Here is a 15,779-nt window from a genome sequence, read left to right on the forward strand (position 1 = left end):
CAACGATGATGCGAGCGTCAGAGCAAAGGCTGGCGCTCGCAACTTCGACCTGTCATCGAGGAAAATGTGCTCCCAACGCACTCGCAGCTCTGTCATGGTCAGCCGCGAAATGCGGGCATCGCCAGATCCTTTGCTTCGGGGAATTCTTTCCATTCGTACAGCATGTCGCATGCACGTGTGCTTGCTATGGGGCCCAGTCAATGGAGTTGCCCGCTCGCCAGCGCCGCAGCCGCCGCGCGCGTTTCCACCCCCAGCTTCTCGAAGATGTGTTCCAGGTGCTTGTTCACCGTGCGCGGGCTGGTACCCAGGATCTCGCCGATGTCGCGGTTGGTCTTGCCCTTGGCGAGCCACGAGAGCACCTCGGTCTCGCGCGGCGTGAGGGCCGCTTCGGCCAGGCGCGTGGCCGGGCCTTCGCGCTGGATGGCGAACAGCAGCATGGTCTCGCCGAGCGCCGCCGCGCCCAGGTTGCGCACCGACAGGCGCATGCCCGTGGCGGTGCCGATGGCGATCGATGCGCCCGGCGCGAGCGCGGGCTCCACCGATGCGGGCAGGCGGCCCGGCGCCACCGGGTCTTCGAGCGCATGCAGCCACAGCGCGGCCTGCGGCGAGCGCCATGCGATGCGACCGCGCGTGTCGACGAACACCACGCCCATGCCCGCCACGTCGACCGCGTCGCGCGCCATGCGGGTGATGCGGGCGTTGCGCGTGTGGGTGTGCAGCCGCGCCAGCACTTCCTGCGCACGGATCGGCTTCACCACGTAGTCGACGCCGCCGCACTCGAAGCCCTCGACCACGTGCGCGGTTTCCGACAGCCCCGTCATGAACAGCACCGGAATGTGCGCAAGCGCCGCGTTGGCCTTGATGCGCCGGCAGGTCTCGAAGCCCGAGAGGCCGGGCATCAGGCCGTCGAGCAGGATCGCGTCGGGCACCACCAGCTCGAGCCGCTGCAGCGCGGCCTCGCCGTCGGCCGCCACCAGCACGGTGTAGCCGCTGGCCTCGAGCGTGTCGCACAGCATGCCCAGGCTGCTGGGGGCGTCGTCCACCACCAGCACGACGGGGCGTTCGGATTCATGACCGGGCGAGGGGAGTGTCTGCATCTTCTGCCAGTGCGTTGCGGAGGTTGTCGAGTTCGAAGCGCGCGACCATGCCGCGCAGCCAGGTGCAGGTGGCCGCCGCGGCGGGTGAGGCCGCGGCCAGACGGTCGAGCGCGGTGTGCAGGCCGCGCACGTGGCCCATCTGCACCAGGCGCATCAGGTCGGCGCGGTCGTCTTCGTCGAGTGCGAGCAGGGGCGGACGCTGCGATGTCGTGTCGGGGTCGGCGGGCGGCGGCAGGGCGTCGCCGGTCGCCAGCCATTCGAGGCCCAGGTGCCGCTCCAGCGTGGCAATGAGTTCCGACTCGATCACCGGCTTGCCCACGAAGGCTTGGCAGCCCGCGGCGCGCAGCCGGTCGGCCTGGTTCTCGAACATGTTGGCCGAGACGATGATGATCGGCAACTCGGCGAAGCCCGAGGCGCGCACCGAGCGCGCGGTCTGCCAGCCGTCCATGTCGTCCATCGTCAGGTCGAGCAGGATGGCCGAGGGCAGCTCTTCGCGCAGGCTGTCCAGGCACTCGGTGCCGCTGGCCGCCTCGCGCACCGTGAAGCCCAGCGGCGCGAGCATGCCGGCCAGCATCTGGCGCTGCACCGGCTGGTCGTCTACCACCAGCAGTGTGCGGCGCTCTCCCAGGTAGCCTGCCACTGGCTCGCGCGAGCCCGCCTGCGGGCCGGGGTCGGCGACTTCACGCAGGTACACGCGCACGCTGAAGGTGCTGCCCGCCGACGAGGTCGACGCCAGCTTGAGCTCGCCACCCATGAGCGAGGTGAGCAGCCCGGTGATCGTCAGGCCCAGCCCCGTGCCCGGCTCGCCGCGGCGGCGGCCCGCAGCACCGCGCTCGAAGGGCAGAAAGATGCGCTGGCGGTCTTGCTGCGCCACGCCGATGCCGGTGTCGACCACGTCGAAGCGCAGCACCTCGCGCCGCGCATCTACATGCAGCGTGACGGTGCCGGTGTCGGTGAAGCGCACGGCGTTGGTCAGCAGGTTGATGAGGATCTGGCGCAGCCATTTCACGTCGGCATGCACCCACGGCGGCAGCCGGCCCGCATGCGTGTAGACGAAGGCCAGGCCCTTGGCCTCGGCCTGCGGCCGCACCATCTGCACCACCTGGTCGAGAAAGGCCGGCAGCGCCAGCGGCGAGGGCTCCAGCTGCAGCCGCCCGGCCTCGATGCGCGCAAGGTCGAGCAGGCCGTCGATGAGGCCCAGCATGTGCTCGCCGCTGCGGTGGATGGTCTGCACCGCCTCGCGCGGCGGCAGGGCCGCGTCGCCGCCTTTGAGCAGGATCTGCGAGTAGCCCAGGATGCTGTTGAGCGGCGTGCGCAGCTCGTGCGTCATGCCGGCCACATAGCGGGTCTTGGCCTGGTTGGCGGCCTCGGCGGCTTCCTTGGCGGTCTGCAGCGCGGCGTCGGTGCGCCGGTGCGCCTCGATCTCCAGCGCGAGCAGGTTGTTGTGGCGGTTCGATTCTTCTTGCGCCATCTGCCGGCTCTCGCTGCCCAGCACCACCCACCACGCGGCCACGGCGGCGACCACCGAGAGCAGGGCGAACACCTTGAGGAAGGCCGTCGCCATCGCCGAATCGATGGTGCCCGCGATGGCCTCCTGCGCATAGACCACGCCCACCACCGTGGCCAGCAGCGCGATCAGCGAGGTGGCGACCAGCAGGTAGTGCGCGACGCGGAAGTTCAGCCGCGCCGACAGCGCCGGCGGCAGCAGCGCCTGCAGCCAGCCGCTCATCTGATCGGCCGCGCGCGAGTCGGTCTTGCAGCGGTCGTGGCAGCGTGATTCGAGCGTGCAGCACAGCGAGCAGATCGGTGCGCTGTAGGCCGGGCAGTGCGCCATGTCCTCCGATTCGAAGTGGTTGTCGCACACCGAGCACTTCACGCTCTGGCCCGGCGTCCAGCGGTCGATGTCGCTGCGTGCGAGGTAGTAGCGTCCACGTGTCTTCCACGCCAGCAGCGGCGACACGGCCATGGCCGTGGCCAGCGCGATGAAGGGCGAGAAGGCTCGCGTCCACTGGCCGAGCGCGCCCGAGTAGGCCAGCATCGCCAGTGCCGCCGCCACCAGCATCGCGACCAGACCCACGGGGTTGATGTCGTACAGGTGCGCACGCTTGAATTCGATGGTCTTCGGGCTCCAGCCCAGCGGCTTGTTGATGACCAGGTCGGCCACCAGCGCGCCGACCCACGCGATGGCGATGTTGCTGTAGAAGCCCAGCACGTGCTCCAGCGCAGCGAACACGCCCAGGGCCATCAGCAGGATCGCGATGACCACGTTGAACACCAGCCACACCACGCGCCCCGGGTGGCTGTGCGTGAGCCGCGCGAAGAAGTTCGACCAGGCCAGCGAGCCCGCATAGGCGTTGGTCAGGTTGATCTTCATCTGCGACACGACGACGAACAGCACCGTGATGCCCAGCACCCAGGCCGGGTCGCGCAACACGTACGAGAAGCCCGTGAGGTACATCTGCGTGGGCTCGATGGCGTGGTTGGCCGGAATCTCGTGCTGCAGCGCCAGGAAGGCCAGGAACGCGCCGCCCATCATCTTGAGCATGCCGGGCACGATCCAGCCCGGCCCTGCCACCAGCACGGCGGTCCACCAGCGACCACGGTTGGCGGCGGTCTTCTCGGGCAAAAAGCGCAGGTAGTCGACCTGCTCGCCGATCTGCACCACGAGCGAGAAGGCGACGGTGGCGGCGGCGCCGAACATCAGCGGATCGAAGCCGCTGCTGTCCGAGGTGCGGCCCACGAGGCTGGTGAAGTCGGCATACAGCTCGGGTTTCTTCACCATCACCGCGATGAAGGGACAGACGAACAGCACGATCCAGATCGGCTGCGTCCACAGCTGCAGCCCCGAGATGAGCGTGATGCCGCGCGCCACCAGCGGAATGATCACGATCGACGACACCAGGTACAGCAGCCACAGCGGCCAGTCCAGGTACATCTGCAGCGCCAGCGCGAGGATGGCCGCTTCCAGCGCGAAGAAGATGAAGGTGAAGCTCGCGTAGATCAGCGAGGTGAGCGTGGAGCCCAGGTAGCCGAAGCCGGCGCCGCGCGTGAGCAGGTCCATGTCCACGCCGTGGCGCGCCGCGTAGTACGAGATCGGCAGGCCCGTGAGGAAGGTGATGAGTCCGACGATCAGGATGGCCCACAGCGCGTTCGAGAAGCCGTAGCTCAGCGCGATGGCCCCGCCGATGGCCTCCAGCGCCAGGAACGAGGTCGCGCCGAAGGCCGCGTTGGCCACGCGGAACTCCGACCACTTGCGAAAGCTGCGCGGTGTGTAGCGCAGTGCGTAGTCCTCCAGCGTTTCGTTCGCGACCCAGGCGTTGTAGTCGCGGCGGATGCGAAAGATCTTCTGTCCGGAGACGGATGTCATGGCGGGTTCTCGCGGCGGCGGCAGGGGCATGCGGCGGGTACAGCAAGAAGCGCTCCCTCTGCCGTCGTGCTGTCTTCTGCCTTGTCGGTCTCGCGAGTCTGCGGGTGGGGCGGGGGCGTATCGCTACGTTGAATGACGTATTCGCGTGTACGCAAGTGATTTCTAAAGTACCAGCCATGGTGCTCGCGGCACCGTCCGATGCACTGCGATGGTGCGCGGCCTCACCTTTTTTCAACCTGCCTGGAGTTCCTGATGTCGCGTGATTCCGATCCCTCCCTCGATGCCCTGGCATTGCGCCGCCGCCGTCTGCTGCAGGGCGCCGCCGCGCTGCCCGTGATGGGCCTGAGCGGCCTGAGCTTCGGCCAGGGCCAGTTCCCCACGGCCAAGGTCAACACCACCAAGCTCGCGGTGACCGACACCGAAGTCACGGTGGGCCAGCTGCATTCGTCCACCGGCACCATGGCCATCTCGGAGACCGGCTCCATCCAGGCCGAGCAGCTCGCCATCGACCAGATCAACGCCATGGGCGGCATCCTGGGCCGCAAGATCAAGGTCATCAAGGAAGACGGCGCCTCCGACTGGCCCACCTTCGCCGAGAAGTCGAAGAAGCTGCTGGTCAACGACAAGGTCGCCGCCGTGTTCGGCTGCTGGACCAGCGCCTCGCGCAAGGCCGTGCTGCCGGTGTTCGAGAAGGAGAACGGCCTGCTGTACTACCCGACCTTCTACGAAGGCCTGGAGCAGAGCAAGAACGTGATCTATACCGGCCAGGAGGCCACGCAGCAGATCATCTGGGGTCTCGACTGGGGCGCGAAGGAGAAGAAGGCCAAGACCTTCTTCCTGGTGGGCTCCGACTACATCTGGCCGCGAACCTCGATGAAGATCGCGCGCAAGCACATCGAGAACTTCCAGAAGGGTTCGGTCAAGGGCGAGGAGTACTACCCGCTGGGCCACACCAACTTCAACTCGCTGATCAACAAGATCAAGGTGGCCAAGCCCGACTGCATCTTCGCGGCGGTGGTGGGCGGATCGAACGTGGCCTTCTACAAGCAGCTCAAGGCCGCGGGCATCACGGGCGACAAGCAGTTCCTGCTGACGCTGGCCGTGACGGAAGACGAAATGACCGGCGTGGGCGGCGAGAACTTCGCGGGCTTCTATTCGTCGATGAAGTACTTCCAGACGCTGGACAACGCGAACAACAAGAAGTTCGTGGAAGCCTTCAAGGCCAAGTATGGCAAGGACGCCGTGATCGGCGACGTGACGCAGGCGGGCTACCTCGGCCCGTGGCTGTGGAAGGCGGCGGTGGAGAAGGCCGGCAGCTTCGACATCGACAAGGTGGTCGCGAGCTCGCCCGGCATCGAGCTGAAGACGGCACCCGAGGGCTACGTGAAGCTGGATGCCAACCACCATCTGTGGAGCAAGGCACGCATCGGGCAAGGGCAGCCCGACGGCAGCTTCAAGGTGGTGGCGGAGTCGGCTGAATTGATCAAGCCGGATCCGTTCCCGAAGGGCTACCAGTAAGCAGGCCGCAGGCCCTCACCCCAACCCTCTCCCGCAAGCGGGAGAGGGGGCAACTCCCAACACTCCGGACTCCTAGCCATGACGCTGTCGGACATGATGAACATCGGCCTGATGCAGGGCTTCGCGGGGCTGAGCCTCTTCGCGGTGCTGCTGCTCATGGGCCTCGGGCTCGCGATCATCTTCGGGCAGATGGGCGTGATCAACATGGCGCATGGCGAATTCATGACCATCGGCGCCTACTCGATCTTCCTGGCCGCGCAGGTCACCGAGCGCATGGCGCCCTCGCTCATGCCGTACTACTTTCCGGTTGCGATCGGGCTGGCCTTCGTGTTCGCCTTCATCGCCGGCTGGATCGTGGAGTGGGCGCTGATCCGCCACCTGTACAAGCGGCCTCTCGACACGCTGCTGGCCACCTGGGGCGTGAGCCTGGGCCTGCAGCAGATCTTCCGTACCTTCATCGGCCCGAAGGAAGTGAGCCCCACGTTGCCCGACTGGCTCATGGGTTCGTGGACACCGCACGAGGGGCTGGACATTCCCATCAACGGCCTGTTCGTCCTGGCGCTCACCGCGCTGGTCACGGGCGGCGTGCTGATCGCGTTGCACAAGAGCCGCTGGGGCCTGCGGGTGCGCGCCACCGTGGCCAATCGCACCATGGCCAACGCCACCGGCATCGACACGAAGAAGACCGATCGCCTGACCTTTGCCATCGGCTGCGGCATCGCCGGTGTCGCCGGCGCGGCCTTCACCACCATCGGGTCGACCGGACCGACCTCGGGGTCGCTCTACATCGTCGACGCCTTCCTGGTCGTCACCTTCGGCGGCGCGGCCAGCCTGCTGGGCACCGTGGTCTCGGCCTTCGGTATTGCGCAGACGCAGTCGATTTCGGAGTTCTTCATGACCGGCTCGATGGCCAAGGTGCTGACGCTGTCGCTGATCGTCTTCATCCTGATGCTGCGCCCCCAAGGCCTTTTCGCCGTCAAGGTCCGCCGCTGAATCCGAATCCCTCCTGGAGAACGTTCCGATGAATTTCATCAAGGCCTCGATCCAGCGCTACCAGCTGGGCAGCCTGCTGCTGCTGGTGCTGCTGCTCGCGGTGGTCCTGCCGCTGTCGCTGGACATCTTCCGTCTCAACCTCGTGGGCAAGTACCTCACCTACGCCTTCGTGGCCGTGGGCCTCGTCATGGTGTGGGGCTACGGCGGCGTGCTGAGCCTGGGGCAGGGCGTGTTCTTCGGCATCGGCGGCTACGCGATGGCGATGTTCCTCAAGCTCGAAGCCTCCGACCCGGTCTCCACCAAGATCCAGACCACGCCCGGCATTCCGGACTTCATGGACTGGAACCAGATCACCGAGCTGCCTGCGCTGTGGCTGCCGTTCAAGAGCCTGCCGCTGAGCCTCGCTCTGGTGGTGCTCGCACCGATGGCGCTGGCCTGGCTGATCAGCTTCGCGATGTTCAAGCGCCGCGTGGGTGGGGTGTACTTCGCGATCATCACGCAGGCGGTGGCGCTGATCTGCACGGTGCTCATCATCGGCCAGCAGGGTTACACCGGTGGCGTGAACGGCATGACCGACCTGAAGACCCTGCTGGGCTGGGACACGCGCACCGACAGCGCCAAGTACATCCTGTACTACGTGTGCGTGGGCCTGCTGGTGCTGAGCATCCTGCTGTGCCGCTGGATACAGACCAGCAAGCTGGGCACGCTGCTGCTGGCCATGCGCGACAAGGAAGATCGCGTGCGCTTCTCGGGCTACGACGTGTCGAACTTCAAGGTCTTCACCTTCTGCCTGGCTGCGGGGCTCTCGGGCATCGGCGGCGCGATGTTCGCGCTGCAGGTGGGCTTCATGTCGCCGAGCTTCGTGGGCATCGTGCCCTCGATCGAGATGGTGATCTTCTGCGCGGTCGGTGGCCGCATGAGCCTGGTGGGCGCGGTGTACGGCGCATTGCTGGTGAACGCGGGCAAGACGCTGTTCTCCGAAAGCTTTCCCGACCTGTGGCTGTTCCTGATGGCCGCGCTCTTCATCGGCGTGACCATGGCCTTCCCGATGGGGCTGGCGGGCCTGTGGGAAGACACGATCAAGCCGTGGTGGGCTTCGCGCCGGCAGGCCCTGCGCGACGCCGCGGCGAAGCCGCCGCCCGCCGCCGTGTCCGCCCCTTCACCCACCGCTGCTGCTGCACCACAGGCCGAGCCCACGCTGCCCGAAGGCATCGGCCGCCAGCGCGCCTGATCGAAACACACGGAGCCTTCATGAGCAACACCGACTTCGCGCTCGCCGTGGAAGACCTCACCGTCTCCTTCGACGGCTTCAAGGCCATCGACGACCTGACGCTGTACATCGACAGGAACGAGCTGCGCGTGATCATCGGCCCGAACGGCGCGGGCAAGACCACGCTGCTCGACCTGATCTGCGGCAAGACGCGCGCCAGCGCCGGCAGCATCAAGTTCAAGAACACCGAACTCACGAAGATGGCCGAGCACAAGCGCGTGCGGCTGGGCATCGGACGCAAGTTCCAGACGCCGTCCATCTACGAGAACCTCAGCGTGTTCCAGAACCTGGAGGTGTCGTTCCCGAAAGGCCGCTCGGTTTTCGGTGCGCTGGCCTTCCAGTGCGACGACGAGGTGAAGGGCAGGGTGCAGGCGGTGGCGGACGAGATCGGCCTGGCCAACAAGCTCGGCACCGAGGCTGGTCTGCTGAGTCACGGCCAGAAGCAGTGGCTGGAGATCGGCATGCTGCTGATGCAGGAGCCCGAGCTGCTGATGCTCGACGAGCCCATCGCCGGCATGAGCGCGCGCGAACGCGAACTCACGGCCGAGCTGCTCAAGCGCATCTGCCAGAACCGTGCCGTGATCGTCATCGAGCACGACATGGCCTTCGTGAAGCAGATCGCACACAAGGTCACCGTGATGCACCAGGGAAAGATCCTGGCCGAAGGACCGATGGAGAAGGTGCAGGCCGATCCGAAGGTCATCGACGTCTACCTGGGCCACTGACATGAGCAACATCAACCTGAAGGTCGAAGACCTGCACGTGGCGTACGGCCAGAGCGAGGCGCTGCACGGCCTCTCGTTCGTGGGCCATGCCAACGAGACCGTCGCCATCATGGGGCGCAACGGCATGGGCAAGACCACGTTGTTCAAGAGTCTCATGGGCGTGCTACCGCTCAAGAGCGGGCGCATCGAAGTAGCTGGGCAGGACGTGTCGCGCGACGAGAGCTTTCGCCGCGTGGCCAAGGGCATCGCCTACGTGCCGCAGGGGCGGATGATCTTCCCGACGCTGACGGTCGAGGAGAACATCCAGACCGGCCTGGAGAACGCGAAGACGCGGCGCATTCCCGACGAGATCTACGCGCTGTTCCCCGTGCTGTGGGACATGAAGAACCGCAAAGGCGGCAACCTTTCTGGCGGCCAGCAACAGCAGCTCGCCATTGCGCGCGCCCTCGTCACCGACCCCAAAGTGCTGCTGCTGGACGAGCCCACCGAGGGCATCCAGCCTTCGATCATCAAGGACATCGCCCGCGCGCTCAACGAGATCCGCAAGCTGCGCGGCATCACCATCGTCGTGTCCGAGCAGGTGCTGAGCTTCGCGATGGACGTGGCCGACCGGCTCTTCGTGATCGAAGGCGGACGGCTCGTGCACGAGACCGCGCGCGACACGACCGACGTCGACCGCATCAAGGCCTATCTCTCCGTTTAACCAACACCACCACCAACCAGGAGCCACTGCATGACGGACACGCTGATCAAGGTCGACCTGACCAAGCCGCCCACCGAGAACGAGAACATCCACAACCGCTGGCATCCGGACATCCCGATGGCCTGCTGGGTCAACCCGGGCGACGACTTCATCCTCGAGACCTTCGACTGGACCGGCGGCTTCATCAAGAACAACGACAGCGCCGACGACGTGCGCGACATCGACCTGAGCACGGTGCACTACCTCTCGGGCCCGGTGGGCGTGAAGGGTGCGGAGCCTGGCGACCTGCTGGTGGTCGACCTGCTGGACATCGGCGCCAAGCAGGACAGCCTCTGGGGCTTCAACGGCTTCTTCTCGAAGAAGAACGGGGGCGGCTTCCTGACCGACCATTTCCCCGAAGCGCAGAAATCGATCTGGGACTTCAAGGGCATGTTCACGAGTTCGCGCCACATCCCGGGCGTGAACTTCGCGGGCCTGATCCACCCCGGCCTCATCGGCTGCCTGCCCGACAAGCCCATGCTCGACCTGTGGAACGAGCGCGAAGGCAAGCTCATCGCCACCGACCCGGACCGCGTGCCTGGCCTGGCCAATCCGCCGTTCGCCGGCACCGCCCACATGGGCAAGATGACCGGCGAGGCGAGGGCGAAGGCCGCCGCCGAGGGCGCGCGCACCGTGCCGCCGCGCGAACACGGCGGCAACTGCGACATCAAGGACCTGTCGCGCGGCTCGAAGGTGTTCTTCCCGGTGTACGTCGACGGCGCGGGCCTGAGCGTGGGCGACCTGCACTTCAGCCAGGGCGACGGCGAGATCACCTTCTGCGGCGCCATCGAGATGGCAGGCTGGGTGCACATGAAGGTCTCGCTCATCAAGGGCGGCATGGCCAAGTACGGCATCAAGAACCCGATCTTCAAGCCTAGCCCGATCACGCCGCAGTACAACGACTACCTGATCTTCGAGGGGATCTCGGTCGACGAGAGCGGCAAGCAGCATTACCTGGACGTGAACGTGGCCTACCGCCAGGCCTGCCTGAACGCCATCGAGTACCTGAAGAAGTTCGGCTACTCGGGCGCGCAGGCGTATTCGATCCTGGGCACCGCGCCCGTACAGGGCCACATCAGCGGCGTGGTCGACGTGCCCAATTCGTGCGCCACGCTGTGGCTGCCCACGGGCATCTTCGACTTCGACATCAACCCGAACGCCGCGGGCCCGGTGAAGATGTTCGACGGCAGCATCGACATGCCGCTGTCGCACGACCTGCGCTGAAGAAAGAAGGCCCCGCCCATGCCGACCTACGACTACGCCTGCGGGCAGTGCGGCGGCTTCGAATCGCTGCGGCCTTCGGGCCAGCGCGACGAGCCGGCCGCATGCCCCGATTGCGGCGCGGCCTCGCCGCGCGTGTTCACCGCGGCGCCGCGCCTGGCGCTGATGGCCGCCGACACGCGCCATGCGATGGCCACCAACGAACGCGCGCGGCACGAACCTTCGAGCTCGCGCGACTACGCGCGGCTGCGGCATCCCTCGGGCTGCGGCTGCTGCTCGGGATCGTCGCGGCGAAGTGCCACGCAGACCGCGCCGAACGGCGCGAAATCGGCCCCATCGCGGCGGCCTTGGATGATCAGCCATTGAAATCAATGTTCACCCCCAAGAAGGGCGATCGTTGATTCAGTCACCGACGGGGTGTTGAGGGGCTATCGTCGGCTTCTTGAGTGTCCATCGACCAATCAAGATTATTGGCAAGAGGCCGCTTTTGGCTGTCTGGAGCCGGTGGCATGCGACCTGCCGGGCCGATACGGCTCGTTGGAATCATGGACGGATGCACATTAGCCTCGCCGCCCTCACCGAGATGAAGGGCCATCAGCGAGAATAGGTGGCTTCAATCCGCGTCCTTGGCGCACTCAAATTCTTGGCTTTCGTGGCGTCCAACGAACTAGGAGGCTTCGTCCTCACGCGTCACTGGCGCGACGCTCCGACCGGAACTCAGATCGAGTACTGGTTGGCAACGGACGTTGGACCGCGGAAGGTTGTGCTGACGGCGCAGACAACGGTCGCATTTGCCCAAGTCCGCCATCGGGCTGCAGTCGAGGCGCAGCTTGCGTTCCTGCCTGGACTGGAAGTCCGCGAGCTTGCGCTCAAGACCTTCGGCGGAGAGCCAGTGTTTGGTATTTACACAACGCGGTTCCGCCAGCTCAGCAAGCTTGCACGGGTGTTGCAGGCGCAGCAGATCCCGCTGTACGAAGTCGACATCCGTCCGCACGACCGCTACCTCATGGAGCGATTCATCACGGCGGGCGTATTGGTTGAGGGCGGCCGCCAGGATGGCCTCACCATCTTCGATGGCCGGCTCAAGTCGGCCCCCGACTACCGCCCTGCGATAAAGGTGGTTTCGCTGGACATCGAGACGAGCGCTACCGAGGACCTGTACTCCATCGCGTTGGACGGCGGGGGAGGCCGCGTAGTCTTCATGCTCGGCGCGGAGCCTGCCCTCTCTGTAGAGCAGCTTGACTTCACGCTCGTCTATTGCCAGGACCGCGCCACGATGCTCGAGCGGCTGAACGGCTGGTTCGCTGAGCATGACCCGGATGTCATCGTCGGATGGAGCGTGGTGCAGTTCGACCTGCGTGTGTTGCAGAAAGCGGCAGATGCTTGTGGGGTGCCGTTGCTGCTAGGCCGTGAGAGGCAAGCTATCGCATGGCGGACCCACCCGGGGAAGCAGGGGTACCTGTTCGCGCCGATGCCAGGTCGGGTGGTCATCGATGGCATCGAGGCGCTTCGGGCCGCGATGTGGAGCTTTCCGTCGTTCAGTCTGGAGGCTGTCTCCCAGGCGTTGCTGGGCGAGGGCAAGGATATCGGCGACGCGTACGACAAGATGGCCGAAATCGAGCGGCGCTACCAGGAGGACAAGCCGGCCCTGGCTACCTACAACATCCGCGACTGCGAACTGGTACTGCGCATCTTCGAGAAGACCAGGCTGCTGGACTTCGTTCTGGAACGCGCGCAGACCACCGGCCTGCAGGCTGACCACTTCGGCGGCTCCATCGCCGCATTCAACCACCACTATCTGCCGCGCATGCACCGGCTCGGCTATGTGGCGCCGAACGTGGGTGACATCGCGGCCAAGGCCTATCCCGGTGGCTACGTGATGGACTCCAAGCCCGGGTTCTACGACTCCGTCGTGGTCCTGGACTACAAGAGCCTGTACCCCTCCATCATCCGGACTTTTCTGGTCGATCCCGTAGGCTTGGTCAAAGGCTCGGACGCGATCGACCCCGAGGCCGTCGTGCATGGTCCGCAAGGGACGCGGTTCTCGCGCGAAGTGCACTGCCTGCCGGGCATTGTGACCACCTTGTCGCGTGCCCGCGATGAGGCCAAGCGGGCCAGGAACGAGCCGCTGTCCCAGGCTTTGAAGCTGCTCATGAACTCCTTCGCCGGGGTGTTGGGAGCGTCCGAATGCCGTTTCTTCAATCCCAAGCTCGTTTCTGCCGTCACGCTGCGGGGACACGAGATGATGAAGGTCACGCGAGACCTTGTGGAGCAGCGGGGGTACGAAGCCATCTACGGCGATACGGACTCCATCTTCATCTGGCTCAAGCGTACCCACACCAACGCCGAGGCCCACGCCGTCGCTGCGGAGCTGGTCCGTGACATCAATGCCTGGTGGTCGAACAAGCTGCGCGACGAGCAAGGGCTGGAGAGCTTCCTTGAAATCGAGTTCGACACGCACTATGCGCGGTTCTTCATGCCAACCATCCGCGGCTCGGACGTCGGCAGCAAGAAGCGCTACGCCGGCCTGAGCGTCAACGCCGACGGCAAGGAAGAAATGGTCTACCGAGGGTTGGAGATGGCTCGCAGCGACTGGACGCCACTGGCGCGTCAGTTCCAGGAAGGCCTGCTGTCACGCATCTTCCGCGGCGAGCCGTACCGGGAATTCGTGGCCACTTACGCGCAGGACACGCTGGCCGGCGCGAAGGATGATCTGCTCGTGTACCGCAAGCGCCTGCGCCACCGTCTCGATGCCTATCAGGTCAACGTCCCGCCGCAAGTGCGCGCCGCACGGCTCGCCGACGACCACAACCTCAGGCTGAGCCGTCCGAGGCAGTACCAACACGGCGGCTGGATCCAGTACGTCATGACCCAGAACGGCCCGGAGCCACTGGAGGCGCGGCAGTCGCTCATCGACTACGAACACTACCTTGGCAAGCAGCTCCAGCCGATTGCCGACGCAATCCTGTATCCGTTGGGTGAGAGCTTCGCAGCGCTGACGACGATGCAGCGCAATCTCTTCTAGCCGCCCTGCTCGAAGCCCTGACCTGGCGTGAGCCCGGGACGTGCCCTGGGCTCACTGCAGTTCTCCGAGAATCTTCAGTGTGAGATGTTGCCGCTGTCGCTCGGAAGAAGGTTTTCCAAAAAGCCACAGCTGCCACTGAAGTGGTTGCGGCGATCCAAGAGACTCGGGCGCACTTCGAGACCTTCATTCGATAGTCGATTGACTTCCACGGTGGTGTTGAACGGCGTAGCGTCAGACGGGTGCGGGTGCGGTGCCAAGCGTTTTATTTCACCCGTATAGTAATGCCGGTATTGGTGGCTCTTTCGATCCCGTCTTAGCAATCGAAGGCGATCATCGCGACCGCCACAGTTACCATCGATTTTTTCGAATTGACCAAAATTAGGATCCATGCGTCTTTCCGGTCATCTTTAGATCGGTTTCACACCAAAAACAAGAAATGAAATCAACGGCCTGGGCGTTAATCGCCTAGGCCGTTTTTCTTTGCGCCTGACAAACGAGCGGGTGCTCTGACAAACCCATGGCTTTTCAGCCTTTGCCGTGCCCGGCCTGATGAAGCACTTGATTCCGACTCGCCAAGCGCACTCGCTCAGTCGTCCGCGAAGATATCGCCGAATCCCTGCCAGCCCCAGCGGCCGTCGCCGCGCGTGTAGACCGCCGTGAACTCGTTGTTGACGCCACTCGACCAGAAATGCAGGCCGAGTCGACCTCGAAACAAGATGACCTGCGCCAGGTCGGCATCGATCTCGCCGAGCGCATCGACCATCTCGTCGATCCGGGGCAGGACGGCCTCCAGTACGGGCATGACCTCGCGTTCAATCGCCTGCTGATCGACGGCGTACACCTGAACCGTCACCTCATCCGGTGTCCCTCGGAAGAGGTCGGCGTTGAATTCCACGCGACCTTCGGAGTCCGGCGTGTCATCGGCCTGATGGAAGCCTTGAATTCGAAGTTCCGCGAGGTAGTCCATAGGGTCGGCGCTTCAGTCGATCAGTCCGCGTTTGCGTGCGACCATCATCGCGTCGTAGCGGCTGGGTACGCCGAGCTTGGCGAAGATGTTCTTCAGGTTCCACTTCACGGTTTCGAGCGTGGTGTTCAGGGTCAGGGCGATGCGCTTGTTCGGCATCGATTGTTCCAGCAACTGCAGGATCTCGATCTCGCGTGGCTTGATTCCCGCGTGCGTCGCTAGTCCTCGGCGCGCACGTCCAGCCCCAATGCCTCGGCGATGACCAGGGCTTGCAAGGCGGTGATGACCGCACCTTGGAGCTGAACGTTGGTGGGCTCAAGGGCGCTGAGGTCGCTGCCGCGCAGATCGCACTTCGTGAGGTCCGCACTGTGCAGCCAGGCACCGGACAGGTCGAGGTCGCGCAACGAGCCGCCCTGGCAACGGGCCCCGGTCAGGTCGGCCTCGCGCAATCGCGTGCCGGCGAATGACGCCCGGCGCAGATCGGCCCCCGGCAATCCCGCGAACGACCAATCGCCGCCGGTCACCTTCATGAGGTCGAACATGCAGCCGTCGAACATGCTGCCGGTGAACTTGCAGTCGCTGAAGCTGGCCTCGAAGAACTTGCAGGCCACGAAGGTGCAGTTGACGAAGGCGGCGTCGACATGGGTCGACGTGCTGAAGCGGGCGTGGCGGAAGGTGCAGTCGGTGAAGACCGAGCCGGTGTTGTGGACCTCGCTCATGTCGAGGTCCCGGAACAGCACGGCGGTGTGCACCTGCTGCACGATGTCCTGGCCGTACCAGCTGGCGCCGGCAATGGTGCTGTGGGTCGGCGGTGCGACTGCGCCGTGTGCGCGTTCTGCCATGGAGGTGCTTTCACG

Annotated in this window: 14 protein-coding genes; 8 read left to right on the top strand and 6 right to left on the bottom strand. The window is 65.2% G+C overall.

Annotated features, from left to right (window positions below; all coding sequences use genetic code 11):
• Positions 1-197: 197 nt before the first annotated feature.
• Both D3H34_RS14205 and D3H34_RS14210 read right to left on the bottom strand, forming a co-directional pair.
• On the bottom strand, positions 198-1,097 hold the full coding sequence (locus D3H34_RS14205; RefSeq protein ID WP_119554155.1) for a response regulator transcription factor: 900 nt from the start codon (positions 1,095-1,097) through the stop codon (positions 198-200).
• Complete coding sequence (locus tag D3H34_RS14210) at positions 1,069-4,464, bottom strand: hybrid sensor histidine kinase/response regulator (RefSeq protein ID WP_119554156.1); 3,396 nt, start codon at positions 4,462-4,464, stop codon at positions 1,069-1,071. The genes D3H34_RS14205 and D3H34_RS14210 overlap by 29 nt, the downstream gene beginning before the upstream one ends.
• 252 nt (positions 4,465-4,716) lie before the next feature.
• On the opposite strand from D3H34_RS14210, the gene urtA reads away from it, so the two are divergent.
• The 8 genes from urtA to D3H34_RS14250 all read left to right on the top strand — a co-directional run bounded on the left by urtA (position 4,717) and on the right by D3H34_RS14250 (position 13,958).
• Positions 4,717-5,982: an urea ABC transporter substrate-binding protein gene (urtA, locus tag D3H34_RS14215; RefSeq protein ID WP_119554157.1), complete on the top strand. Its 1,266-nt coding sequence runs from the start codon at positions 4,717-4,719 to the stop codon at positions 5,980-5,982.
• 78 nt (positions 5,983-6,060) lie between these two features.
• Complete coding sequence (gene urtB, locus D3H34_RS14220; RefSeq protein ID WP_119554158.1) at positions 6,061-6,975, top strand: urea ABC transporter permease subunit UrtB; 915 nt, start codon at positions 6,061-6,063, stop codon at positions 6,973-6,975.
• Between the two features lie 28 nt (positions 6,976-7,003).
• A complete protein-coding gene (gene urtC, locus D3H34_RS14225; RefSeq protein ID WP_119554159.1) occupies positions 7,004-8,206 on the top strand; it encodes an urea ABC transporter permease subunit UrtC in 1,203 nt (400 codons plus the stop codon).
• 20 nt (positions 8,207-8,226) lie between these two features.
• On the top strand, positions 8,227-8,970 hold the full coding sequence (gene urtD / locus D3H34_RS14230) for an urea ABC transporter ATP-binding protein UrtD (protein ID WP_119554160.1): 744 nt from the start codon (positions 8,227-8,229) through the stop codon (positions 8,968-8,970).
• 1 nt (position 8,971) lies between these two features.
• Entirely contained in the window at positions 8,972-9,673 is a 702-nt protein-coding gene (gene urtE / locus D3H34_RS14235) for an urea ABC transporter ATP-binding subunit UrtE (protein WP_119554161.1), read from the top strand.
• A 30-nt stretch (positions 9,674-9,703) separates the two neighbouring features.
• Positions 9,704-10,936: a formamidase gene (fmdA, locus tag D3H34_RS14240; protein WP_119554162.1), complete on the top strand. Its 1,233-nt coding sequence runs from the start codon at positions 9,704-9,706 to the stop codon at positions 10,934-10,936.
• A gap of 18 nt (positions 10,937-10,954) precedes the next feature.
• Positions 10,955-11,299, top strand: coding sequence for a zinc ribbon domain-containing protein (locus D3H34_RS14245; RefSeq protein ID WP_119554163.1), 345 nt, complete (start codon positions 10,955-10,957; stop codon positions 11,297-11,299).
• Positions 11,300-11,549: 250 nt separating this feature from the next.
• Positions 11,550-13,958, top strand: a complete 2,409-nt coding sequence (locus D3H34_RS14250) for a DNA polymerase II (RefSeq protein WP_434057688.1) — start codon at positions 11,550-11,552, stop codon at positions 13,956-13,958.
• A 74-nt stretch (positions 13,959-14,032) separates the two neighbouring features.
• Here the strand turns inward: D3H34_RS14250 and D3H34_RS33940 are convergent, their stop codons facing one another.
• The 4 genes from D3H34_RS33940 to D3H34_RS14265 form a co-directional block, all read right to left on the bottom strand.
• Entirely contained in the window at positions 14,033-14,347 is a 315-nt protein-coding gene (locus D3H34_RS33940; protein WP_147400427.1) for a hypothetical protein, read from the bottom strand.
• Between the two features lie 197 nt (positions 14,348-14,544).
• On the bottom strand, positions 14,545-14,925 hold the full coding sequence (locus D3H34_RS14255) for a hypothetical protein (RefSeq protein WP_119554164.1): 381 nt from the start codon (positions 14,923-14,925) through the stop codon (positions 14,545-14,547).
• A gap of 12 nt (positions 14,926-14,937) precedes the next feature.
• A complete protein-coding gene (locus D3H34_RS14260) occupies positions 14,938-15,171 on the bottom strand; it encodes a response regulator transcription factor (protein WP_434057689.1) in 234 nt (77 codons plus the stop codon).
• Positions 15,141-15,764 carry a pentapeptide repeat-containing protein gene (locus D3H34_RS14265; RefSeq protein WP_119554166.1) on the bottom strand — a complete coding sequence of 208 codons (624 nt, stop codon included), beginning with the start codon at positions 15,762-15,764 and terminating at the stop codon, positions 15,141-15,143. The genes D3H34_RS14260 and D3H34_RS14265 overlap by 31 nt, the downstream gene beginning before the upstream one ends.
• Positions 15,765-15,779 lie beyond the last annotated feature (15 nt).

This window comes from Acidovorax cavernicola, assembly GCF_003581445.1.

Excerpts from the sequence above, each read along its gene's own strand:
- D3H34_RS33940 (WP_147400427.1), bottom strand. The coding sequence starts at position 14,347 with ATGGATCCTAATTTTGGTCAATTCGAAAAAATCGATGGTAACTGTGGC.
- urtE (WP_119554161.1), top strand. The coding sequence starts at position 8,972 with ATGAGCAACATCAACCTGAAGGTCGAAGACCTGCACGTGGCGTACGGC.
- D3H34_RS14255 (WP_119554164.1), bottom strand. The coding sequence starts at position 14,925 with ATGGACTACCTCGCGGAACTTCGAATTCAAGGCTTCCATCAGGCCGAT.
- fmdA (WP_119554162.1), top strand. The coding sequence starts at position 9,704 with ATGACGGACACGCTGATCAAGGTCGACCTGACCAAGCCGCCCACCGAG.
- D3H34_RS14205 (WP_119554155.1), bottom strand. The coding sequence starts at position 1,097 with ATGCAGACACTCCCCTCGCCCGGTCATGAATCCGAACGCCCCGTCGTG.
- D3H34_RS14210 (WP_119554156.1), bottom strand. The coding sequence starts at position 4,464 with ATGACATCCGTCTCCGGACAGAAGATCTTTCGCATCCGCCGCGACTAC.
- urtA (WP_119554157.1), top strand. The coding sequence starts at position 4,717 with ATGTCGCGTGATTCCGATCCCTCCCTCGATGCCCTGGCATTGCGCCGC.
- urtD (WP_119554160.1), top strand. The coding sequence starts at position 8,227 with ATGAGCAACACCGACTTCGCGCTCGCCGTGGAAGACCTCACCGTCTCC.
- D3H34_RS14245 (WP_119554163.1), top strand. The coding sequence starts at position 10,955 with ATGCCGACCTACGACTACGCCTGCGGGCAGTGCGGCGGCTTCGAATCG.
- urtB (WP_119554158.1), top strand. The coding sequence starts at position 6,061 with ATGACGCTGTCGGACATGATGAACATCGGCCTGATGCAGGGCTTCGCG.
- D3H34_RS14265 (WP_119554166.1), bottom strand. The coding sequence starts at position 15,764 with ATGGCAGAACGCGCACACGGCGCAGTCGCACCGCCGACCCACAGCACC.
- urtC (WP_119554159.1), top strand. The coding sequence starts at position 7,004 with ATGAATTTCATCAAGGCCTCGATCCAGCGCTACCAGCTGGGCAGCCTG.